The 26,847-nt window shown below is 57.2% G+C and carries 21 protein-coding genes; 11 read left to right on the plus strand and 10 right to left on the minus strand.

The annotated features are described in order from the left end of the window. Positions 1-20 precede the first annotated feature (20 nt). On the plus strand, positions 21-785 hold the full coding sequence (locus QLQ17_RS00225; protein ID WP_283207531.1) for a sulfite exporter TauE/SafE family protein: 765 nt from the start codon (positions 21-23) through the stop codon (positions 783-785). On the opposite strand, the gene QLQ17_RS00230 is transcribed toward QLQ17_RS00225, so the two are convergent. Further along, complete coding sequence (locus tag QLQ17_RS00230; RefSeq protein ID WP_349306782.1) at positions 768-3,119, minus strand: sensor domain-containing diguanylate cyclase; 2,352 nt, start codon at positions 3,117-3,119, stop codon at positions 768-770. The genes QLQ17_RS00225 and QLQ17_RS00230 overlap by 18 nt on opposite strands. Before the next feature lie 150 nt (positions 3,120-3,269). On the opposite strand from QLQ17_RS00230, the gene QLQ17_RS00235 reads away from it, so the two are divergent. The 6 genes from QLQ17_RS00235 (at position 3,270) to QLQ17_RS00260 (ending at position 7,144) form a co-directional block, all read left to right on the plus strand. Further along, complete coding sequence (locus tag QLQ17_RS00235; protein WP_283207532.1) at positions 3,270-4,049, plus strand: MotA/TolQ/ExbB proton channel family protein; 780 nt, start codon at positions 3,270-3,272, stop codon at positions 4,047-4,049. Then, positions 4,036-4,440 (plus strand): ExbD/TolR family protein, encoded by a 405-nt coding sequence (locus QLQ17_RS00240; protein WP_283207533.1) that lies wholly within the window; start codon positions 4,036-4,038, stop codon positions 4,438-4,440. The genes QLQ17_RS00235 and QLQ17_RS00240 overlap by 14 nt, the downstream gene beginning before the upstream one ends. Next, a complete protein-coding gene (locus tag QLQ17_RS00245; RefSeq protein WP_283207534.1) occupies positions 4,437-4,850 on the plus strand; it encodes an ExbD/TolR family protein in 414 nt (137 codons plus the stop codon). Before QLQ17_RS00240 ends, QLQ17_RS00245 begins: the two co-directional genes overlap by 4 nt. Then, positions 4,847-5,614, plus strand: coding sequence for an energy transducer TonB (locus QLQ17_RS00250; RefSeq protein ID WP_283207535.1), 768 nt, complete (start codon positions 4,847-4,849; stop codon positions 5,612-5,614). The genes QLQ17_RS00245 and QLQ17_RS00250 overlap by 4 nt, the downstream gene beginning before the upstream one ends. 197 nt (positions 5,615-5,811) lie before the next feature. Continuing rightward, a complete protein-coding gene (locus QLQ17_RS00255; protein WP_283207536.1) occupies positions 5,812-6,330 on the plus strand; it encodes an Hcp family type VI secretion system effector in 519 nt (172 codons plus the stop codon). 94 nt (positions 6,331-6,424) lie between these two features. Then, positions 6,425-7,144 (plus strand): hypothetical protein, encoded by a 720-nt coding sequence (locus QLQ17_RS00260; RefSeq protein WP_283207537.1) that lies wholly within the window; start codon positions 6,425-6,427, stop codon positions 7,142-7,144. A 59-nt stretch (positions 7,145-7,203) separates the two neighbouring features. Here the strand turns inward: QLQ17_RS00260 and QLQ17_RS00265 are convergent, their stop codons facing one another. Further along, a complete protein-coding gene (locus QLQ17_RS00265) occupies positions 7,204-8,508 on the minus strand; it encodes a nitrate regulatory protein (RefSeq protein ID WP_283207538.1) in 1,305 nt (434 codons plus the stop codon). A gap of 350 nt (positions 8,509-8,858) precedes the next feature. On the opposite strand from QLQ17_RS00265, the gene nirB reads away from it, so the two are divergent. Both nirB and nirD read left to right on the plus strand, forming a co-directional pair. Beyond that, positions 8,859-11,384, plus strand: a complete 2,526-nt coding sequence (nirB, locus tag QLQ17_RS00270) for a nitrite reductase large subunit NirB (RefSeq protein WP_283207539.1) — start codon at positions 8,859-8,861, stop codon at positions 11,382-11,384. Positions 11,385-11,464: 80 nt separating this feature from the next. Continuing rightward, on the plus strand, positions 11,465-11,833 hold the full coding sequence (gene nirD, locus QLQ17_RS00275) for a nitrite reductase small subunit NirD (RefSeq protein ID WP_283207540.1): 369 nt from the start codon (positions 11,465-11,467) through the stop codon (positions 11,831-11,833). Between the two features lie 190 nt (positions 11,834-12,023). Here nirD and QLQ17_RS00280 read toward each other — a convergent pair whose 3' ends face one another. After that, positions 12,024-15,194, minus strand: a complete 3,171-nt coding sequence (locus QLQ17_RS00280) for an efflux RND transporter permease subunit (protein ID WP_283207541.1) — start codon at positions 15,192-15,194, stop codon at positions 12,024-12,026. Then, on the minus strand, positions 15,194-16,276 hold the full coding sequence (locus tag QLQ17_RS00285) for an efflux RND transporter periplasmic adaptor subunit (RefSeq protein WP_283207542.1): 1,083 nt from the start codon (positions 16,274-16,276) through the stop codon (positions 15,194-15,196). The genes QLQ17_RS00280 and QLQ17_RS00285 overlap by 1 nt, the downstream gene beginning before the upstream one ends. A gap of 182 nt (positions 16,277-16,458) precedes the next feature. On the opposite strand from QLQ17_RS00285, the gene QLQ17_RS00290 reads away from it, so the two are divergent. Continuing rightward, positions 16,459-17,826, plus strand: a complete 1,368-nt coding sequence (locus QLQ17_RS00290) for a WS/DGAT/MGAT family O-acyltransferase (protein WP_283207543.1) — start codon at positions 16,459-16,461, stop codon at positions 17,824-17,826. Positions 17,827-17,834: 8 nt separating this feature from the next. Here the strand turns inward: QLQ17_RS00290 and QLQ17_RS00295 are convergent, their stop codons facing one another. Next, the gene (locus tag QLQ17_RS00295) at positions 17,835-18,245 is read right to left on the minus strand and encodes an NINE protein (RefSeq protein ID WP_283207544.1); all 411 of its coding nucleotides are present in this window, start codon (positions 18,243-18,245) and stop codon (positions 17,835-17,837) included. A 350-nt stretch (positions 18,246-18,595) separates the two neighbouring features. Then, the gene (locus tag QLQ17_RS00300; RefSeq protein ID WP_283207545.1) at positions 18,596-19,702 is read right to left on the minus strand and encodes a helix-turn-helix domain-containing protein; all 1,107 of its coding nucleotides are present in this window, start codon (positions 19,700-19,702) and stop codon (positions 18,596-18,598) included. Between the two features lie 244 nt (positions 19,703-19,946). On the opposite strand from QLQ17_RS00300, the gene QLQ17_RS00305 reads away from it, so the two are divergent. Then, entirely contained in the window at positions 19,947-20,840 is an 894-nt protein-coding gene (locus QLQ17_RS00305; RefSeq protein ID WP_283207546.1) for a metal-dependent hydrolase, read from the plus strand. 15 nt (positions 20,841-20,855) lie between these two features. Here the strand turns inward: QLQ17_RS00305 and QLQ17_RS00310 are convergent, their stop codons facing one another. From QLQ17_RS00310 to QLQ17_RS00325, 4 genes are all read right to left on the minus strand, one after another. Further along, on the minus strand, positions 20,856-23,630 hold the full coding sequence (locus QLQ17_RS00310) for a winged helix-turn-helix domain-containing protein (RefSeq protein WP_283207547.1): 2,775 nt from the start codon (positions 23,628-23,630) through the stop codon (positions 20,856-20,858). After that, entirely contained in the window at positions 23,627-24,697 is a 1,071-nt protein-coding gene (locus QLQ17_RS00315) for a DUF2156 domain-containing protein (RefSeq protein ID WP_283207548.1), read from the minus strand. The genes QLQ17_RS00310 and QLQ17_RS00315 overlap by 4 nt, the downstream gene beginning before the upstream one ends. Before the next feature lie 107 nt (positions 24,698-24,804). Next, positions 24,805-25,881 (minus strand): GGDEF domain-containing protein, encoded by a 1,077-nt coding sequence (locus tag QLQ17_RS00320; RefSeq protein WP_283207549.1) that lies wholly within the window; start codon positions 25,879-25,881, stop codon positions 24,805-24,807. A gap of 122 nt (positions 25,882-26,003) precedes the next feature. Further along, a complete protein-coding gene (locus QLQ17_RS00325; RefSeq protein WP_283207550.1) occupies positions 26,004-26,819 on the minus strand; it encodes an SDR family NAD(P)-dependent oxidoreductase in 816 nt (271 codons plus the stop codon). Between the last annotated feature and the right edge of the window lie 28 nt (positions 26,820-26,847).

The following is a 26,847-nucleotide window of genomic DNA, read 5'->3' on the forward strand; positions in this document are numbered from 1 at the left end:
CGCTTTTTGCTGGAACACGATTGGAATTATCTCTACTACCTGGCTCTATTAGCCCTACCATCGCCATCGGCCTGATGATGGCCTCTGTTATTACCTCCATGATTACCGCCAGCCTGGGTGCCGGCGGTGGTTTGTTGTTGCTGGTCCTGATGGCGCTGTGGATTCCACCGGCGGCGATCATACCGGTACATGGCATGATTCAACTGGGCTCCAATGTGGGGAGGGCCACACTGACCTGGCGGCATACCGACTGGCCGGCGATCGCGGCCTTCGCGCCCGGCGTGCTGGTTGGCGCGGGTCTTGGTGCCTGGTTGCTGGTTGATCTTCCCGAGCACCTCTGGCAACTGACCATCGCCGCTTTCGTACTCTACCTTTGCTGGGGACCAGCGCTGCCAAAAGGGGCCTTTGGGCGCCCCGGCATTTTCATCGCCTCCATGGCGACCAGTTTTATCAGTCTGTTTGTGGGTGCCACAGGGCCGTTGGTGGCAGCGTTTATCAAGCAGATGCACAAAGACCGCTACAAAACCGTGGCGACCTTTGCCACCGCCATGAGCCTGCAACACGCGCCAAAAGCCGTTGTATTTGGTTTTGCCGGCTTTGTGTTCCACGAATGGCTGGCGTTCATGCTGGCGATGATCGCCTTCGGTTTTGCCGGTACCTGGCTGGGCCTGCATGTGCTTCGATCGATCAGCAACCGTCACTTCCAGCGCGTATTCAACCTGGTTCTGACCCTGCTGGCGCTGAGACTCCTGTGGCAGGCAGGCCAGTCAGCGCTCTGGTGGTAATGGCACCACAACCACCTGATTGCGACCCTGGGCCTTGGCAGCGTAGGTGCCTTCATCGGCCCTGGCCAGTATTTCCCTCGGCCCACTGTCATATGACGACATCGCGGTTACACCGATGCTGGCAGTCACTCCGAACGTTCGACCATCCTGCTCCACTCTAAGCCCTTCGACGCCACGACGGATTTGCTCTGCCAGGACCTCGGCTCTAGCCATGCCGCAGGCAGGCAGGATAACTCCGAATTCATCGCCTCCAAGGCGGGCAACAGTATCTGACTGCCGGACCGTGTCCATCAGAAATTTCGATAGCCGGGTCAAAAGGTCATCCCCAAGCAGGTGACCCCCTTGATCGTTCACCGGCTTGAAGTAATCAAGGTCGATCAACATCAACACACTGTCATTTGAGCGAGGGGACAATTCTGTCAGGCAACGATTCAGGGAGGCACTGAAAGCTCGTCGGTTCAACAAGCCCGTCAGACTGTCATGGGTAGCTTCCCAGGACAGCTTCTGCTCCTCTCGACGACGCTCGCTGTCGTCGCGTATCACAAAGACCACGCGATGGCGGTCCGAATCGGGCCGCAGGTGAAGCACCGTCAAATCGATGTCGTAACTCAGGTTCTGGGAATTCTTGAGGGTAACGTAGAGGTTTTCCTGGTCATCACCCTGCAAAAACTCTTCCGGGGTCCAGGTTTTTTCCTCATCAACGATGGTGATGTAATCAAAGAAGTTCTCATGCTCGCCCAGGTCCAGTGCGCCCATAAAGTCCTTCGATGCGTTGTTGGCGTAGCGGATCTCACCGGCCAGATCCACCATCAAAACGCCCTCCTGCAGCACGCCAAGGATGCTGTCAGCCCGGGCTTGTTCTTCTGCCAGCTGGCCTTCGATCTCCAGTTGGTGGGTAATATCCCGAACGACAGTAATGGTGCCCAGGGTCTTTTCTTCGGTATCAATCACCGCTGTCATCACATCGGCCCAGACAAGTTCGCCACTGATAGTTTTGAGACGGAAACGGGCGCGGAAGACGGTATGATTCCTCAATGCTTCCCGCCAGGCATCAACGGCACCGGCGCGATCCTCTTCGTAAACGCCCTCAATCAACAGGCTTTGCTGAAGGTCTTTGGAGGCCACGCCTACAATCTGTTCAAACGCCGGGTTGGCGAATTCGATGCGCCCCAGCACGTCCGTTTGCACAATACCGATGGGTGCGCTGCGGGTCAGTGACCGGAAAAACGCCTCGCGCTCAGCCAGAGACGCCATAACTTCATCCCGCTCTTCCATTACGGTGTTGAAGGTTTGCGCCACCTGGCGGATCTCACTGCCACCCACCTCGTCAACGGGCACCGTCCTTATCCCCAGATGCCGGTCACTGATCTGTGCACCCAGCAACTTCAAGGGCGCCATCAGACGACGGAACACCAACATGGCCAACGGCAAAATAAACAGCAGCACACCCAATAACACCAGAACGAAACTGTCTGTCAGACGCTGCACCGGAGCATAGGCTTCTTTCAGGGGCCATACCGTCGACACATACCAGGGCACCTGGGATAACTGACGCACTGCCATGATGGCATCCTCGCCAGCGGCGTTGCGGGTGCGCCTCGTACCTTCGAAACCCGCCATGGCGTCTTTGACCGCCTCACTTTCAACCCTGACCTGAACCATGGATTCACCGGTGCGACCATGAGTCAGTACCACACCGTTTCGGGTGGCGACCGTTACGTAACCCGATTTGCCTACCCGAATCCCGCTCGATTCCTTCATGAAGTTTTTACCTTCAAGACGCACACTACCGGCCAGTACACCAATAAAACGCTGACGATGATCAAAAATGGGGGCCGTCATCATGATCGCCGGGTTGTCCTGATAGTCGGTCACGTAAGGCTCGCTGATGAAGGGGGTCAACTGCCCTGAGGTATTGATGAAATAGGGCTTGTCGGAAACGTTCTGGTCCACAAGATGATACTTCTCAGGGAAAGCGGCGAGCGCATTGCCTGCAGCGTCGAATAGAAACAGGCCATCAAACTGGTGCTGAAGTGCCACGTTGCGGCGTAAAAACACGTTGGCCCGTGACAGCAGCACCTCTTCGTCCATGGTGAGGTTTTGGGCGACATGGGCCAGAGTGTCGCGACGATTCCCCAGTTTCACGTCCAGATCGTCCGCCACCAGATCTGCAATGGTAGCGACTTGCTGACGCGCCTGGGCTTCAAGTTCAGAGCGAGAAACCGCTGAACCGACCAACACCACCACCAGCACGGCCAGAACAATCCCTACCACCATGAAAGTGACGGCACGGTTAACCAGGCTGGCAAACCACCATCTAATCAACTTGGCCAAGGGATTAACTCTCCAGAGATAATGCGGTCTCTACTTTCCATGCCCTGAGTTTAACAGAGACTCCGCGCCACGGTGGTTAAGGATCGAACACTTGATATATTATTGCGAATCTTTATCATTCGTATTTCAAAAGTTTTCGGAGCCTCGCCCATGGAAACCGTGATGCCCTCCAGCGGAGCACTCAATGGACTGATAGATCAGCTCATCATCATGGGCGGCCCGGTAATAGCCGTTTTGATGATCATGGCCGTTATCGGCGTCGTGGCTTTCGTTTATCTGATGCTCTACGGCGCGCTGTTTGCGCCTCGCCATTCTGCGGTGCTGAAACGACACCTTCAGCTGTGGCAACAGCAGCCGGACAGTACAATGGCGGAAAGCCTGAACAAGTCAACTCGAGGTGCAAGCAGATTGAATCCGCTTTCCCATCTGGTGCTGGCAATCATGGAAGGACGGCTGAACCGACAACCTTCAGCGCGGATTCAGGAGTCGGTTTCGCAAAAGGCTAAGGGGGCCCTCGCGCCTTTCGAGGCACCGCTGAAAATCATCGAGGTGATTGCGGCCCTGGCACCGCTGCTGGGTTTGTTAGGAACGGTCATCGGCATGATGGAAGCTTTCAGCACCATGGCAGCTGCTGAGGGCCGGGCCAGCGCCTCGCAGCTGAGCGGTGGCATATACCAGGCGCTGACAACCACAGCGGCAGGTCTGGTCGTCGCCATTCCATTTGCAGCCATTGCTGCCTGGATCGAATTCCGCCTGGGCCGATTGCAAGCCACCATGAACACCGTTCTATTCGATACCCTGAACACGCCTGAAACCGCTGACGTCGAACGCGACTCCAATGCCCGGCCGCTCGCCGCGCAGGTTATGGGACCTCAAGAGGCGACAGACATGGATTGGCAGGGACGTCAGGCCGTCAATGCCGTTCGTTGAACCCAGGCCGGCAAAACCGCTGGCCATCCGGATTACCCCACTGATCGATGTCGTTTTTATACTTCTGGTCTTTTTCATGCTGACCACAAGATTGCTGCCGGTTGGTCTTATGGAAGTGAGTACCAGCGTTCGATCCTCTGCAAGCTCAGCGGACACTGATCCTGTTCCGGAAATCTCAATCCTTCCAAACCAGGAGCTGGCGTGGAACGACCAGCACTATTCACTGGATGATCTCGTTAGCGCACTGAAAACCGCTGGGATCAGCCGTGTCAGAATGGTGTCGACACCCGACGCAACGGTTCAGGATTTTACACTGGCCCTGAGCACACTGGACTACCGGGGCATCAAACCCAACTGGGTGAGGGAACAAGGGGCAAAGACCCAGCCATGACCGAGTTTGTGCCACCCTCCTTCGCTCCGCGAAAATCGTTACTGGAGCGACTCGAAGACGCGTTGCTTCCGCTGATCAACCTGGTCTTCCTGCTGCTGATGTTTTTCATCGTCGCCGGCCAGCTCCAGAACCATTCGCTTCCGGATTTGCCAGGCTCTGCGACGGAACTTAAACAGGACGGACCAGACGCTGATCTGGTTGTGCTGGGTTCCGGTCAGTGGCAGGTAAAAGGGGAACCGGCCGGTGAAGACAACCTTGCCCGGCTTCTGCCTTCCGCAGAGGAGTCTCCCACCCTGACCATCGGGGCCGCCGGGAATACGTCGATGGCGGATCTCGAATCACTGTTCGCACTGCTTGCGAAGATGGGCTTTCAGGACGTTCTGTTAATGACGGAGCCTTCTGAAACATGAACCAGAGTGCGCTGGCCCGTTTCGTTCTGCTGGTGATATCGATCGCCATGACAGGCGCTGTTTTACTGTTTGCGCTTCCAGAAGATACGCCCGAGCTGCGTATTCAAGGCAATGCAACCATCACGCAGGCGCCCGCCATGAAAATCCAACTGGCCCCGCCCAACCAACCGAAACAATTGCCAGCTACCGAAGCGAAACCAAAGGCGGTTGAGCAACCGGAACCAGAGCCAGAGCCAGAGCCAGAGCCAGAGCCAGAGCCAGAGCCAGAGCCAGAGCCAGAGCCAGAGCCAGAGCCAGAGCCAGAGCCAGAGCCAGAGCCAGAGCCAGAGCCAGAGCCAGAGCCAGAAATCGTGGCCGAACCTGAACCTGTTGCCAAGCCTGCTGAAACAGAACCCACACGCAAATCAACGGAAACGGTTCAGACGCCAGAAGAGCCTGTCGCGCAACAGGTACGCCTGACTGCAGGCAGTTCATCGTCTGTGGACAGTTATCTGACCAGATTGAACCGACATCTCAGCGAGTTCTATAACTATCCTCGCCGGGCGCAAAGGCTGAACATGGAAGGCACACCGGTGGTCTTGTTCGAATTCAACCGTCAGGGGGAATTGCTGGATTACAGGATCAGGACAGGGTCAGGCCATACCATGCTCGACGATGCCGCACTCAGCATGATGAAAGCCGCTGAGCCGCTACCGGAGGTGCCGGACACCATGTCTGGAGAGGCATTTTCTTTCGCGCTGCCCATCCGTTTCTTCTTACGCTGAGCAAGATTTTGCCTAGCCAGCAATTTATCGCTCCAATTTCTGCAACGAATTGCCCAACCATCTGGTCTTATGCCACCGAAAAATCTTATACCTCTGTTTTTACTGCACTTTCCAATAGTGGCACGTTGCTTGTAATAACCTGATTGTCCAGGGAGAACCTTGGGACACTTATTCATTTAATCGTCATGGAGCAGACTATGCCAACTCCTTGTTATATCAGCATCGAAGGCCAAACTCAGGGCAACATTACCGCTGGCGCATTCACTTCTGATTCCGTAGGCAACATCTACGTTGAAGGTCACGAAGACGAAGTGCTGGTTCAGGAATTCAGCCACGTTGTTACCGTTCCGACTGACCCTCAGTCAGGCCAGCCTTCAGGCCAGCGCGTTCACAAGCCTTTCAAGTTCACCTCTGCGCTGAACAAAGCCACGCCGCTTATGTACAACGCTCTGGCGTCCGGCGAAATGCTGCCGAAAGTCGAACTGAAGTGGTACCGCACCTCTGTCGAGGGTAAGCAGGAGCACTTCTTCTCCACCATCCTGGAAGATGCCACCATCATCGACATCCAGTGCAACATGCCGCACTGCCAGGACGCCGCCAGCGCTGATTTCACCCAGCTGGTAACGGCTTCCCTGTCCTACCGCAAGATCACCTGGGAACATGCCGTTGCCGGCACTTCCGGTGGCGACGACTGGCGCGCACCGGTCGAGGCGTAAGGTCGATCCGTTAGATGCCTCTCAGATGCCCCGTCGACTTATGTCGTTCGGGGCATTTTTCTTTGTGACAAAAAGAGGCATTATCCTCTTTGTCATGACGAAACCATCCCTTAATACCCGCAAGCTCGGCCAACTGATGTGCGCCGCAACCGAACAGGTGCTGTGGCCCGCCGCGTCTACAACGGCCCAATATCGCTCGAAAGGTCATTCGCTTATGTGCCGCGTTGGCTCCGGGCAGGCGACCTACCATCGATTCGACCCTTCAAGACAGCAGCATCAGATCACCTACGGCGCCAAAATGATCGCAGCCAAACACGGGCCGGAAACCGCAACCGGGTGGCTTTCTGCGCGGGAGATAACGCAACGAAATTATTTTGGCGGGAAATTGAGCGCGCTCAATCTGTTGGCTCATACCTGCTGTCATGAGTTTGCACACCTCCTTCAACACAACGCAGGACATCGGTATCGGGGGTCCGTTCACAACGTCCATTTCTACCGGCTTTTGGACGAGCTTCACACCGACGGACTGGCCGACGCCACACGCAATGAGCTTCTGAGCAAGGCCAGAAATCAGGACATCGTGTTATCGGTTGACGAGTTTGAACTTCCAGACCCGGTGGATCATCAGGCACGCTGGCAGGTTGGCGATACCGTTGCGTTCAGTACCAGCACCCGTGAGCTGCATGGCAAAATACTGCGCGTAAATCACAAGACCTGCACCGTGCAGGGGTTTGGACTGTCGCGCGCCCTGCACTACCGGGTGCCTGTTCAGCTGCTCCGGAAAGTGGAGAACGTAGGGGACAGATTCAGGTAGGCTTAGGTTCTGTTGCAAACCATAGAGAATATCCAGTGCTGCCATCTACTGGTTCGAGATCAGCGGCGTTTTAGAACCTCCTCCATGGCGATCACTGAACTCGCCACCTCCGACAGTTTCTTTCCCTGGTCCATGGCCAGCTTTCTGAGCACCCGGTGGGCCTCATCATTACTGATGTTCCGGTGATTCATCAGGACCAGCACTGCTTTTTCGTGAAGTTTTCGATCCGCAAGCGCCTCACGGGCACTTTGCAGTTCGTCATTCATCTGCTGTAGCCGAACGCTTTGCTGCTGGACCAACTCGAAAATCGAACGACCGAACTGCTGGCTGACACCGCCGCTGGCAAAGGAACCGGCAGTCTCTTCATCCTCACCAGAATCACACAGTAGCAACACCGGCTGGCCGGGGCTCTTATCTTCTTCCTCCAGTGAGGAAATTAGCGTTTCCTGATGCGACAGGGACTCCCGCGCATCGGCATAACGCTCTGCACAACGGGCGTGGAAGCAGCCCTCAACGCTGTCTTCGACTGCTTTCAAGGCATCGATGCGGTCCGTCATCAGGGCGAACCACTGGTCCGCCAGCTCCGGGTCCAGGGATTTGTATCGGCCCACTGAGGAAGCAAGCTCTCTGAGTTGTTTGATCGACCTCTCCCGGTCGTGCTCACTCACGTCTCGCCAGAGCGCCAGCGAATCATTGTCTGCAAAACTGGTGAAAACCTGAAAACACCGTTCCTGCGCTTCAACAAGGTGCATCATGCGCTGAGATTGTGCAGTGTTGAAGCTTCCACTGGAAAAACCGGTGGACCCGACCGCTCGTTCCTGGCCACAGAATTCTTTGCCGTTCATCAAATGCACCATCGCCACCAGAAGGCCAGCGATGGTGGGGTCCACCGCGGTGTCGGCCGCCTCGAATACAATGGCTATCAGGTTCTTGATCAGGGTGCTGTAGCTCTCGGTGGCACAATCGGCGGTTATGCTCAGGGCCGCTACCCCTGCGCGCAATTCATCAAGACCCTCCAGATCATGGAGACCAATGGCGATCTGGTTCAGCAAGCGGCTGCTCACCGGATCCCCCGTGAGCTCCTCGTGAATCTCGGCAAGGGCCTGTTCAAAGGCCTGTTTTAACCGGTCGGCTTCTTCCAGAAGCTCCCGGCGTTCTACCCCAAACCTGGTACCCGCGGAGCCTAGAAATACATTCGATGCGCCACGCTCTCGCTGCAGCCCGTGCACAAGGTTGCTAATGCACTGAATCATTTTGCCCATCCGCAGGAAATACTGAAGGCTCATGAGCTCGCAGGACTTTGAGGCAATCAGATAATCACCGGCGTTCGGGACATAATGGCTTGAATCGGATGTCGTATTCATGGCTCAACTCCAGTGCGCCAGGATTCTTTACATTTGAACACTGGACGACTAGAGCAATTACCACGCCAGCAAATTCAGGCGCCAAACTCGTGCGCCTTGCCCCGTGTCTGGGCAAGAACTCCGCCAAAAACTGGTGCTTTCCACACCCCAAAATCATAGGTGACTGATTTTTAGACGCTTTAAAAGTTGGCACAAAGATCGCTTTGTTCTGAGTGTATGGAAGATTTCCCCGGCCATGGATTCAGGCCGGACCATCAGATCATTGTTGTTGGCATTGGCGCCGGACCAGTTATTTCCCCCAGGGGACTAACTGCTCCGGCTTTTTTAGTTGTGCGGGAGGCAAACGCGGCATGAGCAAAAAAAATCTGATCGTAGTCGGGAACGGCATGGTCGGCCATCATTTCCTGGAACAGTTCTGCGATAGCCCGGCCGCTTCTGACTTCAACATCGTTGTCTTCGGCGAAGAAAAACTCCTCGCCTACGACCGGGTGCACCTGTCGGAATATTTCAGTGGTTCGACCCACAGTGATTTGGCCATGAGTACGGCCGAGTGGTACGCAGAGCAGGGCATTGACCTGCGACTGGGCGAGCAAGTGACCAACATCGACCGGGACCGCCGCATCGTGACCACACCGATGGGCGACTACCCATACGATGAACTGGTCATGGCGACGGGCTCGTACCCGTTCGTTCCACCGATTCAGGGCAACGAACACCCCCATTGCCTGGTCTACCGCACCCTGGAAGACCTGGACGCCATCCGCGCCAGTGCCAAAGGCGTTAAAACCGGCGTCGTTGTGGGCGGCGGCCTGTTGGGCCTGGAAGCCGCCAACGCTTTGAAGAGCTTGGGGCTGGAAGCACACGTGGTTGAATTTGCGCCCCGGCTGATGCCGGTCCAGTTGGACACCGACGGCGGCGCTTTGCTGAAGCGCAAAATTGAAGACCTGGGCGTGCAGGTGCACACCGAAAAGGCCACCACGGACATCGTTGAGGGCGAAGACGCCCGTCTGCGGATGAACTTCAGCGACGACACCCACCTGGAAACCGACCTGATCGTGTTTTCTGCTGGCATCCGTCCCCAGGACGCGCTGGCCCGGTCCTGTGGCCTTCAGGTGGGCGAACGCGGCGGTATCGTCATCAACGATCAGTGCACAACCTCAGACCCGAACATTCACGCCATCGGCGAATGCGCTCTGTGGAGTGAAAAGATCTTCGGTCTGGTCGCCCCTGGTTACACCATGGCTCGCACCATGTCAGCAGTCCTGAATGGCGATAAAGAAGCCGCCTTCATCGGTGCCGATATGAGCACCAAGCTGAAACTACTGGGTGTGGATGTGGGCTCTATCGGCGACGCCCATGGCCAGACCAAGGGAGCCAAGAGCATTCGCTTCAACGACGAGCAGGCCGGCCATTACCGCCGCATGGTCATCAGCGAGGACGGCAAAAAGCTACTGGGTGCCATTCTGGTCGGGGACAACGGCCCTTACGACACTCTGCTGCAATACATGCTGAACGAAATAGAACTTCCGGACAGCCCCGAAACCCTCATTCTGCCGGAATCGGAGGGTGGTGCCCCTGCGCTGGGCCCTGACGCCCTGCCGGACACCGCGGGCATCTGTTCCTGCCACAACGTCACCAAAGGCGACATTTGCACCACGATTGACGCCGGTTGTGCCGATCTGGGCTCTGTGAAGGCTGAAACCAAGGCCAGCTCCGGCTGCGGCGGCTGCGCGGCTTTGCTGAAATCCGTGGTGGACAACGAATTGGAAAAGCGCGGCGTGGAGGTCAACAAAGACATCTGCGAACACTTCCCTTACACCCGACAGGAACTCTTCCATCTGGTGAAGGTAAACGGCATCCGCACCTTCCAGACCCTGATCCGGGACCATGGCCGTGGCCACGGTTGCGACATCTGCAAACCGGCCGTCGGCTCCATTCTGGCTAGCTGCTGGAACGAGCACGTGCTGGCGACGGATCATGTTCCCCTGCAGGACACCAATGACACCTTCATGGCCAACATGCAGAAGAACGGTACCTACTCCATCGTTCCTCGTGTCCCGGGCGGTGAAATCACACCGGACAAGCTGATCGTGCTGGGCGAAGTGGCCAAGCAGTACAACCTGTACACCAAAATTACCGGTGGCCAGCGCATCGACCTGTTCGGCGCCAGCCTGAGCGAGCTGCCAGAAATCTGGGAGAAACTGATCGCTGCCGGCTTCGAAACCGGCCATGCGTATGGCAAGGCTCTGCGCACAGTGAAGTCATGCGTCGGCAGCACCTGGTGCCGTTATGGGGTGCAGGACAGCGTCGGCATGGCGATCCATCTGGAAGACCGCTACAAGGGCCTTCGCGCACCGCACAAAATTAAGTTCGCCGTATCCGGCTGCACCCGCGAATGCGCGGAAGCCCAGAGCAAGGACATCGGCGTGATCGCCACAGAAAACGGCTGGAACCTGTATGTCTGCGGCAACGGCGGCATGCGCCCACGCCACGGCGACCTGTTTGCTACTGACCTGAGCGACGAAGAACTGGTATCCACCATCGACCGGGTACTGATGTTCTACGTGCGCACCGCCGACCGCCTGCAGCGCACAAGCGTGTGGATGGAGAACCTGGAAGGCGGCCTGGATTACCTGAAGCAGGTGGTGCTGGAAGACAGCCTGGGTATTGGCCAGGAACTGGAAGAGCACATGGAAAGCCTTGTGGGCACTTATCAGTGCGAGTGGAAAGCCGCGGTGGAAGATCCGGAGAAGCGCAAGCGGTTCCGCGAGTTTGTGAATGCGCCAGAGAAGAAAGATCCGGTGCAGCAGTGGGTCTCTGAACGCGGGCAGAAGCGCCCGGCTCATGAGGCTGAGCTTGAGAGTGAGCCTGCTTAACACTGGAAGACTCGGAGATTTGAAAGGAAAGATTGTGCTTTGCCCAGAACGGGCAAAGCCTTTTGATAGGGAGAACTGTTATGGCGAATCAAGTTGAATGGACGGCGGTTTGCACATTTGAAGACCTGGTGCCGGAATCTGGCATTGCAGTTTGGACCAAAGATGGACCGGTGGCGGTGTTTTATCTGCCAGAGCGGGGGCGCGAGCTTTACGCGATCGGTCACACCGACCCGTTTACCGGGAAAAATGTGCTGGCGCGGGGGATTACCGGCGATCTGAAAGGACAGTTGGTAGTGGCGTCGCCGTTGTATAAGCAGCACTTCAATCTGGAAACCGGGCAGTGTCTGGAAGACGAAAACGTTCAGGTCAAAACCTACCAGGTCGCCCTGAAAGAGGGTCGAGTAGTACTTGGTGTGCCTGCTAAAAAGCCAGAGTCTGCAGTAGCCTGACCAGGCCAAGTAGTGAACGGCTGAATTCTGAGTCCGTGCTGGTCAATGCGAAGCGAGACCAGCACTTTGTCAGCAAAGCCGATTGGGGGATGGTAGGCCTTTTCTGGCCGGAAAAGGTGTCTGAGCGCAGCGAGTTCTTTTTCCAGAAGAAAAGGTCTACGAGCCCCGAAGCGGCGACTCACCAGGGCTCTCAGGCCTGCGAGGCCGACTCCGCGCCAGAACGCCGACGCCACCCCAGCACAAACACTGTCAGTGCAGGCAAGAACGTCAGCGTAACGGTGGCAGCGCCAAGCAAGCCGAACAGCACAATAGCACCCACGCCCCGGTAGAGCTCCGTGCCTTCACCCGGCAGGAACACCAGCGGCGACAGGCCGCAAATGGTGGTCAGCGTGGTCATGGCAATGGGCCTCAGGCGGGTTTCCACCGCCATCACCACCGCATCCACCACCGACGTGGAGCGGTGCCGCAGATTTTGCCGGGCCTGTTCCACCACCAGGATCGGATTGTTCACCACCGTCCCCATCAGAATCAGAAAGCCCAGCATGGTGATCATGTCGAACGGCTGACTCAGCGGTCGCAAGCCGATCATCGGTAACAGGCTGCCCACCAGATTCATCAGCGACAACCCCACAATGCCACCGGCAATGCCCAGCGGTATCGCCGTCAGAATCAGCAGTGGAAAGCCCCAGTGGGCGAAAATCGCCACCAGCAGCAGGTACACAATAACCAACGCAATCAGGAAATTGCCGGTGAGGGCCTCTTTGGTGGCGTTCAACTGGTCGCTGGCACCGGAAATGTCGATGGACACATCCAGCGGAATTTCTCCACTCTCCCGCATCGCCCCCAGCAATTCGGTTTTCACCCGTTCAACGCCCACTTCCAGCGGCACATCGTCAGGTGGAATCACATTCAGCGTCACCGTCCGGCGGCCGTCCAGCCGCCGCACCGTGCTGGTATCCACGGTTTCCTCAATGGTTGCCAGGCTGGACAGGGGCAGCGTGGCGCCCTGCGGGGTGTGCACCATCACGTCCGGCAACTGGGCCAAACCAGGCTGGCGCCCGCCACTGCCGTACAGATAGATGTCGATCTTGTCGTCTTCCAGAAAGAAATCATCCACGTAAGAGCCTTCCGTCAGCGACGCAACCGTGAAGCCGATGGCCTCGGTATCCAAGCCCAGTTCGGCAGCCCGATCCCATTCGGGGCGCACCTGAATCAGGGGTTGGGCCAGCGACAGGGTAGCCGGGCGGCTCTGAATCCGCGGATTGTCGAAGATGCTTCGGGCCCGGTCATAGGCGGTGTTGGCGACTTTGTAAATCGACACCAGGTCCGGACCGGAAATGTCGAGGTTGATACTGCGGGTTCCACCGTCGTTGCTGGAGATAATCGACCCCTTGGCCGCAAACGCCCGCATACCCGGGAACTGCTCGTAGAAGCCGGTAATCTCCTCCATCAGTACGTCGATGTGATTCGGATTGATGGTTTCTGCAATGATACGAATGCTGGTGGGCGTGGCCTCAAGGTTCAGGTACGCCATGGGCGGGACCGGCGTTTCACCGCGCTCATAGGGTCCAGGTTCGGCGTTCACATGGGGCAGGAAATGGTCTTCCACCTGTTGCGCGATGGCGGCCATCTCCTCCAGGTTGTAGCCCGGCGGCGCATTCATGTACGCAAAGGTTTTGGGCTCTTCACCCTCGGGCAGATATTCCGCCGGCGGCGTGAGCACCAGAATCACCCAGAGGCTCGCGGCGATGGTGCCGCCAATCACCACCAGACGCCTCAATTGCCCGCTCACCATCCAGCGAACGGCTCGAACAATGCCGCCAGCCCAGCCGCCGGACACCACATTACCCTGTACGTCAGCATTGCCATTTCGGGTGCCAAAATCCAGCCGCGCACTCAGGGTGGGAATCACCGTGACCGCAATCAGCATAGAGGCCAGAATCGCCGCCGAGATAGCGATAGCGACGTCGGAATACAGCTGCCCTGCCTCTTCCTGAATAAACAGGATCGGAAGGAACACCAGCATGGTCGTGGTGGTGGAAGCCAATACCGCTGGCCACACCTCTTTCACGCCTTTCAGGGCCGATTCAAATCGGTCCAGCCCCAGCCGACGCTGACGCTCAATGTTTTCCAGCACCACGATGCTGTTGTCCACTGTCATACCGATGGCAAATGCGACGCCGGCCAGCGAGATGACGTTGATCGTCCGTCCGGTGATCATGAGCCCCAGAAACGCCGCAATCGCACACAGGGGAATGCCGATCACGCCAGTGAGCGTCGCCTTGCCCGACCGCAAAAACAGAAACATCACCAGGGTGGCAAAAGCAGCACCGATACCGAGGTTGGTCCAGACGTTAGAGATGGAAGCCTGAACGTAGCGGGCGTCGTCGGCAGTGAGGGCAAGCGTCATGCCTTCGGGCCTGAGCACCTCCTCGTTGATCCGTTCGACTTCTTCCAGCATCTTTTGCTTGATACGGATCACGTTGGAGCCCGCTTCCCGCCTGACCGAGAGGCTGATGGCCCGCTGGCTGTCGATCCAGGACAACTCCCGAATGCGGGAGTGACCCTGTTTGACCGTCGCCACTTCGGACAGGCGAATCACGCTGTCGCCACTGCGTGACACCACCAGATTCCTCAGCTCGTCCAGATCCCGAAACCGGCCGACGGTTCGTAATAGATACCGGCGTTTCCCAGCCGACACCTCTCCGCCCGACACATCCTGGTTGCGCTGATTGATGGCATCGCGCAGGTCCAGCAGACTCAGGCCGCGCTGCGCCAGAGCGGCTTCGTCCACCAGAATCTGCATCTGCCGGTCGGCAGCCCCACCAACCCGCACTTCAGACACGCCGGGCACGCTTTCCATACGCGGGCGGACGCGGTCCTCGACAAAATCCCCCATCAGCTCAATGTCCAGCTCCCGGGGGTTGTCCGGCAGGGTGGTGATGCGGAAATACATAAACGCGTTGGACGAGAAGGACGCGGCCACGATCTTTGGCTCGTCCACATTCTGGGGATAATCCGACACCTGGCTCAGGGCGTTGTTGACCTGAATCAGGGTTTCGGTGATGTCGACACCAAACGGGAATTCCAGCTCGATCTCTGCCGAACCACTGGAGGCACTGGACACCATTTCGCTCAAATTGGGGACATTTCGAAGATACTGTTCCTGTTCGATCAGGATTTCCTTCTCAATGTCCTGGGGCGTGGCGCCGGGCCACCGGGTTTCCACCGTGACCGTGCGGGTTTCCAGGTCGGGAATCATCTGGATGGGAATACGAAGCGCCGCAACTGCACCGATAACTGCAAAGATCAGCGTAATAACGGTGACCAGCGTGCCGTGTCGTATGACGCCAGCGAACATCAGCGAGCGCTCCGTTCGGCCAGCCGGACCTGAGTACCTTCGCGGAGGGATTCATTGCCGCGAATGACCACGCGCTCGCCGCCTTCCAGGCCACTCAACACTTCCACCCGGTTGTTGAAACTGCCGCCCAGGGAAACGCGCTTCTCGCGCACCTGATAACGGTCTTCGTCCGCAGGTTCGGCAATCCAGACGGTCGTGCGGCCTTCGGGGTAGCGATTGATGGCATCCCGGGAAACCGTCAGGCCTTGCTCGCCCGTGCTGACATGCAAGGTTCCCTCAACCGACATGCCGGGCAGCAGAGTCAAGGACTCCGGGCCTTTGGCCCGTAACAGGAACGTCCGGGCCTGAGCGTCGGTCACCGGCACCAGCAACACGATCTCCGCTGCCAACGGTTTCTGCCCGGGAGAACCCGGCCGCAACAGCAGCCTGGACCGGTCAGACACCCGGTCGAAATAGTTCTGGGGAACAGCGAAGTCCAGCCGAAGATTGGTCGTGTCCACCAGGGTCATCAGTTCATTGCCAGGTACAACCCACTCGCCAAGGTCCACCGCACGCTGGCTGACGACGCCGGTGAACGGTGCCCGAACCCTGTGACGATCCAACTCCACCTGCAGGCGATTTCGCCGTGCTTCCAACTGCGCCACGGAAGCGCGGGCAGCCGCCAGATCGCTCTCCCGGCTGCTGACTTCGGTAGCGGCAATATTGCGTCCGACCCCCACCGAGCGAGCCTCATCCAGGCGTCGCTGGGCCTCCGCCAGGCGCACTTCGGCCTCATTCAGCGCCGCGCGAGCCTCGTCCCGTTCAAACTCTGCCATCTCGTCGTCCAGCGCAATCAGCAGATCGCCTTCCGACACCCGGTCACCGGTGTCGACCGCAACGGTTTCGATCAAACCGGCCACCGAGGAAGACAACTGCGAGCGACGCAAAGCATTCACGGTACCGTTCAATCTCACTTCGCTCATAATGTCAGAGGTGCTGACCCGCTCAAGTTCAACGCTCGGCTGACTCTGAGCCATAGTGTGCGATGAAATGACACTCAGGCTCAGGGCCCACAGCAACGACAGCGAGAAACGCGATCTCACGGAAACTCTCCTTATACGAGATGGCCGGACTTGATGATGCACAGATTTACGAGCCTATTAGACAGGCAGACTTACTGCCATGGGCATACTTCGAAGGAAATGGGCTCCCAGACACTTTCGTCGTGTTACAAATGCTGCAACACTTGATCCCAGATCATAATCAAAACAAAAGAGTACTCCCCATGAAACGATTGAGCCCGGTGGATCAGGTTTTTCTCTGGCTGGAAAAACGCCAACAGCCCATGCACGTCGGTGGTTTACAGCTTTTTCGCTTTCCCGAAGACGCGGGCGATGATTACGTCGCCGAACTGGCCGACGAGCTACGGACTGAAACCCAGGTAACACCGCCTTTCAACCTTCGCTTGACCAGCAAATTCGGCCAACCAGGGTGGGTCGAGGACAAGGAACTGGACCTGGAACACCATTTCCGGTTTGAAGCTCTGCCAACGCCGGGACGTATCCGGGAATTGTTGGCACTGGTTTCCGCAGAACACAGCCACCTGATGGACCGCGAACGGCCACTGTGGGAATTCCATCTGATAGAAGGCTTTGGCGAGCGCCAATTCGCCGTCTACACCAAGGTTCACCATTCACTGGTGGACGGCGTGTCGGCCATGCGACTGTTCCAGAAAATGCTGACCAGCGACCCGAACAAGCGCAACATGCCTGCCATCTGGTCCATGCCGCGCAGCAAGAAAAAGAAAAAGGGGGAGGAAGGACCATCCCTTTGGCGCAACGTCTCTTACATGCTGGAGGAATCCGGCAAACAGATCAGCACCCTGCCAGGCGTAAGCAAGGCCTTGCTTCAGACCGTTCGGGAAGCACGCAACCATCCGGTCTACCACTCCCTGTTTCACGCACCGCAGTGCATTCTGAACGGCAAGATAACCGGCTCCCGCCGATTTGCCGCCCAGTCGTATTCCCTGCCCCGCATCAAGGCCATCTGCAAGGCCAGCGGCACCACCATCAACGACGTCGTCACCGCCATGTGTGCTGCAGCCCTGCGGACCTTTCTGTTGAACCAGGACGCACTGCCCGAAAAACCGCTGGTGGCGATGGTGCCGGTTTCTTTGCGGCATGACGACAGCGCGGAAGGCAATCAGGTGGGCATCATCCTGGCGTCGCTGGGCACTCACCTGCGTGACGCCGGGGAGCGCCTGGAGTACATCCACAAGGACATTCAGGCGTCCAAGGCCCGCTACGCGGACATGAGCCCGGAGGAAATCCTCAACTACACCACCATGCTCCTGGCCCCGGCCAGCTTCCAGTTGCTAACCGGCCTTGCGCCCAAATGGCAGACCTTCAACGTCGTCATCTCCAACGTGCCCGGCCCGAAGGAACGGCAATACTGGAATGGGGCAGAACTGATCGGAACCTACCCAGTGTCAATCGCCATGGATCGCCTGGCACTGAACATGACGCTCAACAGCTACGACGACCACATTGAATTCGGTTTGATCGGCTGCCGCCGGACCTTGCCCAGCCTGCAGCGAATGCTGGACCATCTGGAAGAAGGCCTGACCGAGCTGGAAGCCGCTTACGGCGTGTAAGCCGGCAATCAAAGTCCGCCCGCGATCTCTCGGTTGCGGGTGGATATTTGCTCGTTCAATGTCCAGAAATCGTAAAGCACACCCACCAGAAACAGGCCGCCGGTCAACAGGTACAGAATTCCTGTGAGCCACTTGCCCATGTACATGCGGTGAATGCCCAGCACGCCAAAGAACGTCAGTACGATCCAGCTGACGTTGTAACTGACTTCGCCCGACTCGAACCGGATATCGGCTTCACGATCCATCGATGGGATCAGGAACAGGTCAATAATCCAGCCGATGAACAGCAAACCGAGCGTGAAAAACCAGATGGTGCCGGTGATGGGCTTGCCGTAATAGAACCGGTGGGAACCCAGAAAGCCGAAGATCCAGAGCAGGTAGCCTATGAGTTTGCTGTGGGTGTCCTGGTGGTTTGCCATGGTTTTGGCTCCTGTGATGCTGGTTGCTCTGGCCCCAGCCTGCGTTGTCTGGGGGCTGGACGCGGGGGTGGTTTTCTTTTCTCTTGGGAAAAAGAACTCGCTGCGCTCAGACACCTTTGTTCCCGGCGATAAAAGAAAACCACCCCCACGTCCGTCAGACTATGGGGGCATAGTCCGCTGGGATAAAGCATGCGGTCATTACCAAATTGACAGACGATGGGGCGTTTTCACCCGATGTTTCCGGGCGTGGGGAGGGGGAGTCTTTTTTTGGGCAAGAATGGTGTCTGAGCGAAGCGAGTTCATTTTGACCAAAAAAAGACTCCCCCTCCTCGCGCCCTGGCACCAATGGACTAAGGCCCCACCTCAGGCGCCGGATCCGGACCACCCTCGCGAAACTCGCCCGCCGACTTGCCGGTCCACTTCCGGAAGGCCCGGCTGAAGTTGGACAGATCCGCATAACCCAGCTCAAACGCAATCTCACTGACCGATTGGTTGGTGTACCGCAACAACTGAATCGCCCGGTCTTTCAAAACAGCCTCGACGATTTCCCGATAGGTGGTGTCCTTTTCCGCCAGCCGCCGTTTTAGGGTACGGGAGGACACGCAGAAACGCTCCGCCATGGCCTCCAGGGAGGGCAGAGGGCCGGGAGTCATGTGCAACACGTTACGCACCGCAAAAGCAATATCGCCTTGATCTTTCAGAGCTTTCTGTAACTCGTACTCGCACTGTTCCCGTGCCATCTGGGAAGCATCCGCGTCCGCCAGGCGCATGCGGGCTTTCAGCAGGCCTTTGGGGAATACCAATGCCTCGTGTTCCTGGCCATATTCGAATCGCACCGGCAAGTGGGGCGAAAAAGACCGATAGTAATCCGGCTCAGGTGCGCTCAACTGGACTTTTACGCCCGGCAGCTTGCCGTGATGCAATTGGTAACCCTTCTCGGCCGCATCCTCACGATCAATCAGTTGTTCTGTCAGCATAATCAGAGTGGCCGAGACGGTTTCAGCCAGAAAATCGTAGTGGCCGGGCATATCGAACTCGCTGACCAATCGCACCAGAATCTGGTCGCCCGTGTCGGTCAGATTCATGGTCAGGAAGGGCACGCGCAGCTGCATATAACGGCGAACCGAATCCAGCGCGCCTTCAAGCGTTGGGCTTGTCAGGGCCGCGAAACCCAGCGTGCCGTGGATCGTGACCCGCAGCTCCCGGGCCAGCAAAAAGCTCAGTCCTTCCTTGCCTGCCAGCGCCAGGGCCCGCTCTGTCATGACGATCGCATCCGTCACAAAAATGCGGCTGTCATTGGATTTTAGGTCTGCCGGCGTGAAGCTCATGCCGTCATACAACGAACGCTCGTTATGGCCCAGTTGCCGAACCACATTCGCCAGGACGCGCAGATAAACGCCAGGTACCAGAAAGAGCCCCAGCATCTGCCGTTCTTTGTCCGGTCCTGCGTTGGTCATCCAGCATCCTTCTTGGGCGAGTTTATTTGTATTGTTGGCATCACTGACTTGATGCTATCAGACACGCTATACCCCTCTACTGTGGCTGGAGGCGGCATTGTGGGCCGTCATTGCAGTCAATCAGCCCTGTCGGTGGCCCCAACTCCACGACCCTCGTCCCCTTTTCGCATTCTCTGGCTCGCTTTACTCCCCCAGACTGGAGTCATGACAACAGCCACTGCGCAAAAGCGCTGAGGAGAACACCATGCAGACATCCAAAAGCACAGCGACGCCAACCCCGGCCGCGCGCACGCCTGAGAACGTCGACATCAAGCCCCAACGCATGGGCTTTGAGTTCGGCGATAACGTGCCGCGCTACTGGGTTGCTGAAAACTATCTGATCAGCCACACCATGAACGCGCTGTCGGTGCTTTTCCCGCAAGGTGAGCAGTTTTTTGTCGATTCGGTGCGCAATTTCCGCAGCATCATTACCGACAAGCGTCTGAAGGAAGAGGTTCGAGGATTCATCGGACAGGAAGCCATGCATTCCCTGGAACATCTGGCCATGAATCAGCATGTGAAAGACCGCGGCATGCCAGTGGACGAGCTTGAAAAGCATCTGGAAGTGGTGTTGGGCATTGCCCAGAAACTGCCCGAGCGGCACCAGCTGGCCATCACCTGTGCGCTGGAACACCTGACGGCAATGATGGCAGACATGCTATTGGCCCGTGACGATGTGCGGGAGGATATGCACGAATCCATGCGCCCGTTGTGGGTCTGGCATGCCATTGAAGAAACCGAGCACAAATCGGTGGCTTACGACGTATTCCGGCAAGCCGGCGGAACCTACATCGAACGCAGTTTCTATCTGATGTTCAGCACGGCGGCGCTGGGCGTGATGGCCAGCTATTTCACCACACGCATGATGCTGAATGATCGCAAGGGTTTCTCACTGAAAGGAGCGGTCACAGGCCTGTGGCAGATGTGGGGGCCAAAAGGCACTTTCTCGAGCCTGATCCCGAACTGGCTGGAATATTTTAAACCCGGCTTCCACCCATGGGACCACGACAATAGCGATCTGATCGCTCGTTTCAAAGCCGACATTCAGGAGTACATCGCGCCAGAGTATCGAAACGGCAATCGTCGGACACTGCAGTAAAACGGTCAGACGCATTCATTCCAGAATCCCAAGCGACCGGGCGCGGGCCACAGCCCGCCCCCGATTGCAGGCGTCCAGCTTGCCGTAGATATTACTCAGATGAGACTTTACCGTCGCGACCGTTATTCCCAGGTGCTGGCTCATCACTTTATTGCTCAGTCCTTCCGAAAGCAGACGCAGAACATGCCGTTCACGCTGGCTCAGCGGCTCTGGCAGTGGTTCGCTGGCGCTGTCGTGCTCTTGAAGGGCTGGCTCGCTGACCGAACCAACCTGAGAATCACTGCCGGCAAATTGGGTCAGTATGTATTTCGCTGAGTTGCTTGCCTGGCCACTGTGAACACACTTCTCGAGAACTTCGACCAGCCTGGGATCAGCATCCAGGAACGGCCGGACAACGCCCGTAGGCACATAGTGATCAAGGGTACTTGCCAGTAAGCGGGTCGCTGACGCCCAATCGTCATCCCGGTAAATCAGAATCAGCACCTGCATAACCCGAACGCGACACAACAGCATACCGTTGCTGCCTTTTCCGGCGTCCAGCGCCAGTTGTTCCAATTCGCCATCCACCGCAGCGCCCATCAGCATGCGGCCAGCTAGCACCAATAGCCGATCGTGCAGGCACGAAAAGCTGCTCTTTCCCTTCGGGTCGATGGAATCGTCGGCGCGATTACTCCAGGCGATCAACCCTGACCAATCACCCTGGCCGATCCGCGCCAGTGCCAGAAGCGCGGAGGGTTCTGGTATGTTGTAGGTCCAGTCACCGCCACCCATCATGTGATGCAGCTCAACGATGTCATCCAGGCTCGAACGCCAGACAGCTTCGTCGCTCGCCACCATGCCTGCCCGGAAGCATTCGAAGGCGAGGTACATTCGATCCAGCAGGTTCATTCGTTCGGGCGCAAGCCTGGACGCTTCTTCCAGGCTTGATCTGGCTCTGTCCAACTGGTTCTGTTCCAATGCAAGCAGCCCGTCAAGGTAGGACAGCATGGCTTCCTGATCGCGTACAGCAGGCAAAGAAGCCAGTTTCTCGCCCGTCCTGTTGAAACATCGCACCGCTTCCAGGATCCGCCCCTGATGAACCAGCACCGGAAGCAGTACTGCCAGGCAACGCAGTACGCAATTGAGATCTCCGACGCTGAACGCGCCTGCCATTGCACGGCTCAGGATGTCATAAGCCAGTTCCAGGTCCGCATCCATAAAGGCGTCCAGCCCCAGGGTGTATAGCCCCCAGTTCCGGAGGCTACTGTTACTGGAATCCAGTCTCGCGGACAATTCCTGAATGGACGTTTCGGCAATCAACTGCTGGCCAGTGAATCGGGCCGAGGGATAACGCAACAACAATGCAATGAAACGAAGATCGTCCGGTATTTCACCCACCTGGTCTGACAAGATCACTTCGGCTTTCTCGCCATAGGCCATGGTTTGGTCAAATCGTCCATCCAGAAAGCTGAACAAGGCCTGTAACACCAACAGGGGCGCAGAGCGTTGGCGTATCTCCGAAGGAAATTGCTCCGCCAATCCCTGATGTCCGGCCAGGTCCTCTGTTTGCAACAAAGCTGGGATGAGGGCCTCGGCTTCGTCGTAACATTCTTCCGCTATTAGCAAATCCAGGGCTTCGTTGATCAGCCCGAGCTTTTCAAATGCGTTTGCCGCGGCCATTCGGATTCGTCGCCTGCGCTGGACATCCTGAACCTGTGGCCTTAACCAGTCTGCCAGCAGATCGTGCAGCCTATACCAACCCTGGCCTGAGCCGTAACGCTGCAACAGCAGATTATGCCGTCGCATTTCCGCGATGTGCCGGCCCGCATTTTCCTGATCCAGCGCCTGATTCGCCAGGGATTCGGAAAACACCGGCAAGAGGCTCACATCCAGCAGAAACTGCTGAAGAGGAGTCTCCAGCTGACCAAACACTTCTTCCAACAAGTACGCCGCCAGCATTTCCGAGCTGGGTTGTTCATCGCCGACCACGTCATTCAGGTTTGGCGACAGGGCAGATAGCTGCAGGGCTGCCGGCCATCCACCGGTGCGAGCATGCAGCCTGGTAATGTCACTTTGACTGGCTTCCTTCCGGCGCAGAGTGAGAAAACGACGCGTCAGCTCCAGATCAAAACACAACTGATCAGCACCCAGCTTCAAAATCTGGTCTCTGGCCAGCAACTGGGCGATACGAATGGGTGGGTCTGTCCGGGAAATGCAGATAACTCGGAGCAGCCCGGGCGCATAATCAATAAACCGCCGGAATTGTTCCAGTAACGCCACGTGTCGGATCTGGTGAAAATCATCCAGCACCAGAAACAGCCGCTGGGTCGCCTGCCAGGTTCGGGCGTACTCCATCAAACGGTTAATCAGAAGGGCCACCGGATCTACGGCGGCTCCGGGCTCCAGAGCTGCCAGCAGAGTGCTTTCCCGCAACCCCAATGACGAATCCACGCGTGCCAGAGCAGCACTGATCGAGCGCCAGAAGAGGTGAGGAGAATCGTCCCGGGCATCGATCGTCAGCCAGGCGTGAACCGATTTGCGCGCATCCAGCCATTGTGTAACCAGTGTGGTCTTTCCAAACCCGGCCGGCGCCGATACCAGAGTAAAGGGAACCGCAGCGGAACGGTCGAGTAACTGAAGGCGGGACTCTTCTTCGATCAACCGGCTGGGCAGCCGAGGCCGGGTCAGTTTTGTTGCTGCAACCATGGGACACATCATCCACGAGTGATGATGGTCAGAATAACGATCGTCCGTCTGGTCAGCCACAATCGCGGGTTCGTTCTGAGACCCGGATTCAGGAATTCGGCTCATGACGCCGCAATCAGTCCTGTTCCCTTTAGCAAAGTGGTAATAACTCGAAGGCTGCTGGTGTTCCGGGCACACAGGAACCACGGAGTTTCCCGCCCGCGATACCGGGATTTGTGATAGGCCAGGGGCTGAAAGGCGTATAGGCGGTTGCCGAAACGATAAAATCCCTGCTGCGCCCACCTCAGGCCAGGGCGATCTCCCGGAAACGGTCGGAGCCCATGGAGAGGCGCAATACCCAAAGACACTTCGGCCACGCCCTCATGGCGAAACTGCTCAATGGCTCTGAGTACAATGTGATCCAGAACCCCAAGTCGATTGGCCTCTGGCGAGGCCCGTAATATGTTGGCGCAATACCCCTGAAGCCTGCCATTGTCATAATAGGGATCGAAAAAGACATATCCGCACAGTTTTTGATCCATAAATGCGTAGAACTTGCGAACGCCCCATTCATCCTCGAGTACAGGCGGCCGGGTTAAAAGACCCAACTCTCTTTGTTTGACGGCCTTTCGTTGGCGCCAGGCTTCAGAAATGGCCTCGACTTCATGCCGATTGACCGCCCTGGAAGGTAATTCATCAACCTGGACCGGCAGGCGGCGATGAAGATTTCTTGCGTGCCGAAGCTGCTTCATCGCGCGTCCGCGAACCGAAAAGTCGGCCAGATCAACCGAAAACTCTGTCCCCATCATGGTGGCATCGTAGCCACGGCGAGTCAGACGTTGCGCGGTGGCACCATCCACACCCACGAACAGAGCCTGCCCGGGCACCTCATTTTCAAAGGATTTCAACAGGGCAGGCAGGTGCTGATCCGCCACCACCGGCCGGGTCGGAACCACATTGATACGTTGTCCGAACTGATAGACAGGCACGTAAGGAACGTATCCCAGACACGGGTCAAGGTAGTGATGGCAATCTGGCTGGAGAGAAAAATAGCTGCTGGACTGGCGACCAAATGCTCGCAGGAACTGCTCTGACACCCGAGGATCACATTGCTCAGAGGTGACGTCTTGATACCCGGTTTCAATGCCAGGAGACCGTTGATCAAGTATGACGGAGAGATTGGTTGCGCCCATTTGGTAAATCCTGATGAATCCTGATGGATCTATGCTAAGACCGTTAGCGTGGGTGGCCATCGGCCAAAAGGTTTAGTACCGAGGGTAAAAGCGGAACTAGCTCACAATCAAAGGCCGACGACTGACACACCCGCCCTGGCCACGGTATTACGGCCTGCCCGCTTGCCGGCGTACAGGCAGCGATCAGCCACTCGGTAGAGTGTATCCGCGCTCTGGGCATGGTCAGGAAAATGAGCAATACCGAAAGACGCTGTTAACCGGATGGTCGCCTCGCCGTATGCTACCGGGGTATCAGCAATTCTTTGACGAAGCTCTTCCATCAATTCATAGGAATGATCAGGCTTGACGTCTCTCAGGATAATGCCAAATTCCTCACCGCCCAGTCGGCCTACAAAATCCGTGTTTCGCAACCGCTCCGTCAGAAGTTGACCGATCTGCACCAGAGCCCGATCACCGGCATCGTGCCCCATGGTGTCATTGACCAGCTTGAAATGGTCGACGTCCATAATCACCAGTGCAAACCCGCCGCCACTTCGGTGACATTCGGCGACGTTACGGGTCAGCACACTCTGGAAACTGGCCCGGTTCGCCAGGCCGGTCAGGTAATCGGTCTGTGCCACACTGAATAGCTTGCGCTCTGCTTCTTCACGGCGGGTTTCGTAGATATGCACGAAACAGAGCATCAGAACCGCACACAGCACAAGGTTCAGCAGGTCGATCAGCGCCATGGCACTGTCGAAGCTGCCCAACGACAGGGCGTAGATCACACAGCCCCCAATGAGGAACGGCAGGCTCAATCGGAGGCCCTCAGCCCTGCCCAGAAGTAGATAAGCCAGCACCGGAATCATCAGAATCCACACGAATGCGGTGATGGACACGTCCGGAAGGACCAGAATCACAAGCGCAAAAAAGAAACCGGAGACCAGATAAGAGTATATCCAGCGATGGAGGTTGGGCGTCGACTGGATGCGGCCACGGCCCCAGAACAACAACCCCGCTGCCAGAAATTCGAACAATGCAAACCAGCCATTGTTATTCAGAACCTGAAGCGTCCCGAACACCACCAGTGCGCAGGCGGTGACCAGAAACAGAGTGCGCATCAGAGAACGGCGGTGCCCCTCTCTCAGGCCCGAGCGACTCTGCTCAATAGAGACGTCAAGATCCGTCTCCTGGGGTATATCCATAGGGTGTGCTTCCGAAACGCGAGGCGATTGTGGCCGCCCCCGTTACAGCAATATACAAGGCCCGCATCAGACCGGCAACACGGCCCCGGCGAGACAGGCCTGTATCCTCGGCAGCTCGCGATTCAGATGTACAGATTGTTTTTGGAGAACCGCTGCACAAGCGTTTGATAAGACGACCCCAGCATTCTGTTCAAGGCATCAATGCCCCAGGCATCCGGGCCGACCAGTATCCGTGACTCGTCACGAAGAATCCCTTTAATGATTGTGGTTGCCGCTTTTTCCGGTGTTGTCATGGCCAGTTTGTCAAAACCTGCGCGAAGGGCCGCAGCGTTGTCCGACGCGCCCGTGCGGGCAGAATTGGCGATATTGGTACGGATGCCGCCCGGGTGCACGCAGCTTACGGCCACCGGTTGTTCTTCCAGTTTCATTTCCTGACGCAATGCCTCGGTAAAGCCTCGAACTGCGAACTTTGCCGCATTGTAGGCACTTTGCTTGGGCACACCGATCAGACCAAAGACGCTGGAAATATTGACCACATGGCCATCACCAGACGCAATCAGATGAGGCAGGAAAGCGCGGGTGCCATTGGCAACGCCCCAGAAATCAATGTCCATGACCCAATTGAAGTCTTCGTCTGTCATTTCACGAACCGAGGCATTCAGCGCCACACCGGCGTTGTTGATCACAAGGTTCACCGCGCCGAAGTCATTGGCTACCTGATCGGCATGCGCATAGATGGCATCGCGATCGGCCACGTCCAGAATGTAGGTGCGTACCTCGGTCTCTTTGCAGGCAGCCGCCGTTTCCGCCAGGCCCATTTCGTTAACGTCAGACAGCGCCAGTCGACAACCCTTTCCAGCCAGGGCTACCGCAAGCGCACGTCCAATGCCAGAGCCCGCACCGGTAATCACAGCAACCCTGTTGTTCAGATCCTTCATGTTGGATGACCTCTTGTTGTGTTGAATC

The organism is Marinobacter sp. CHS3-4, assembly GCF_030053415.1.
Classification (GTDB): domain Bacteria; phylum Pseudomonadota; class Gammaproteobacteria; order Pseudomonadales; family Oleiphilaceae; genus Marinobacter.

What these genes read in the sequence shown, in the direction of transcription:
- QLQ17_RS00250 (WP_283207535.1), top strand. Translation starts at nt 4,847, where the DNA reads ATGAACCAGAGTGCGCTGGCCCGTTTCGTTCTGCTGGTGATATCGATC.
- QLQ17_RS00295 (WP_283207544.1), bottom strand. Translation starts at nt 18,245, where the DNA reads ATGGCAAACCACCAGGACACCCACAGCAAACTCATAGGCTACCTGCTC.
- nirD (WP_283207540.1), top strand. Translation starts at nt 11,465, where the DNA reads ATGGCGAATCAAGTTGAATGGACGGCGGTTTGCACATTTGAAGACCTG.
- QLQ17_RS00260 (WP_283207537.1), top strand. Translation starts at nt 6,425, where the DNA reads ATGACGAAACCATCCCTTAATACCCGCAAGCTCGGCCAACTGATGTGC.
- QLQ17_RS00315 (WP_283207548.1), bottom strand. Translation starts at nt 24,697, where the DNA reads ATGGGCGCAACCAATCTCTCCGTCATACTTGATCAACGGTCTCCTGGC.
- QLQ17_RS00290 (WP_283207543.1), top strand. Translation starts at nt 16,459, where the DNA reads ATGAAACGATTGAGCCCGGTGGATCAGGTTTTTCTCTGGCTGGAAAAA.
- QLQ17_RS00310 (WP_283207547.1), bottom strand. Translation starts at nt 23,630, where the DNA reads ATGAGCCGAATTCCTGAATCCGGGTCTCAGAACGAACCCGCGATTGTG.
- QLQ17_RS00280 (WP_283207541.1), bottom strand. Translation starts at nt 15,194, where the DNA reads ATGTTCGCTGGCGTCATACGACACGGCACGCTGGTCACCGTTATTACG.
- QLQ17_RS00300 (WP_283207545.1), bottom strand. Translation starts at nt 19,702, where the DNA reads ATGACCAACGCAGGACCGGACAAAGAACGGCAGATGCTGGGGCTCTTT.
- QLQ17_RS00235 (WP_283207532.1), top strand. Translation starts at nt 3,270, where the DNA reads ATGGAAACCGTGATGCCCTCCAGCGGAGCACTCAATGGACTGATAGAT.
- QLQ17_RS00325 (WP_283207550.1), bottom strand. Translation starts at nt 26,819, where the DNA reads ATGAAGGATCTGAACAACAGGGTTGCTGTGATTACCGGTGCGGGCTCT.
- QLQ17_RS00305 (WP_283207546.1), top strand. Translation starts at nt 19,947, where the DNA reads ATGCAGACATCCAAAAGCACAGCGACGCCAACCCCGGCCGCGCGCACG.
- QLQ17_RS00255 (WP_283207536.1), top strand. Translation starts at nt 5,812, where the DNA reads ATGCCAACTCCTTGTTATATCAGCATCGAAGGCCAAACTCAGGGCAAC.
- QLQ17_RS00245 (WP_283207534.1), top strand. Translation starts at nt 4,437, where the DNA reads ATGACCGAGTTTGTGCCACCCTCCTTCGCTCCGCGAAAATCGTTACTG.
- QLQ17_RS00265 (WP_283207538.1), bottom strand. Translation starts at nt 8,508, where the DNA reads ATGAATACGACATCCGATTCAAGCCATTATGTCCCGAACGCCGGTGAT.
- nirB (WP_283207539.1), top strand. Translation starts at nt 8,859, where the DNA reads ATGAGCAAAAAAAATCTGATCGTAGTCGGGAACGGCATGGTCGGCCAT.
- QLQ17_RS00240 (WP_283207533.1), top strand. Translation starts at nt 4,036, where the DNA reads ATGCCGTTCGTTGAACCCAGGCCGGCAAAACCGCTGGCCATCCGGATT.
- QLQ17_RS00320 (WP_283207549.1), bottom strand. Translation starts at nt 25,881, where the DNA reads ATGGATATACCCCAGGAGACGGATCTTGACGTCTCTATTGAGCAGAGT.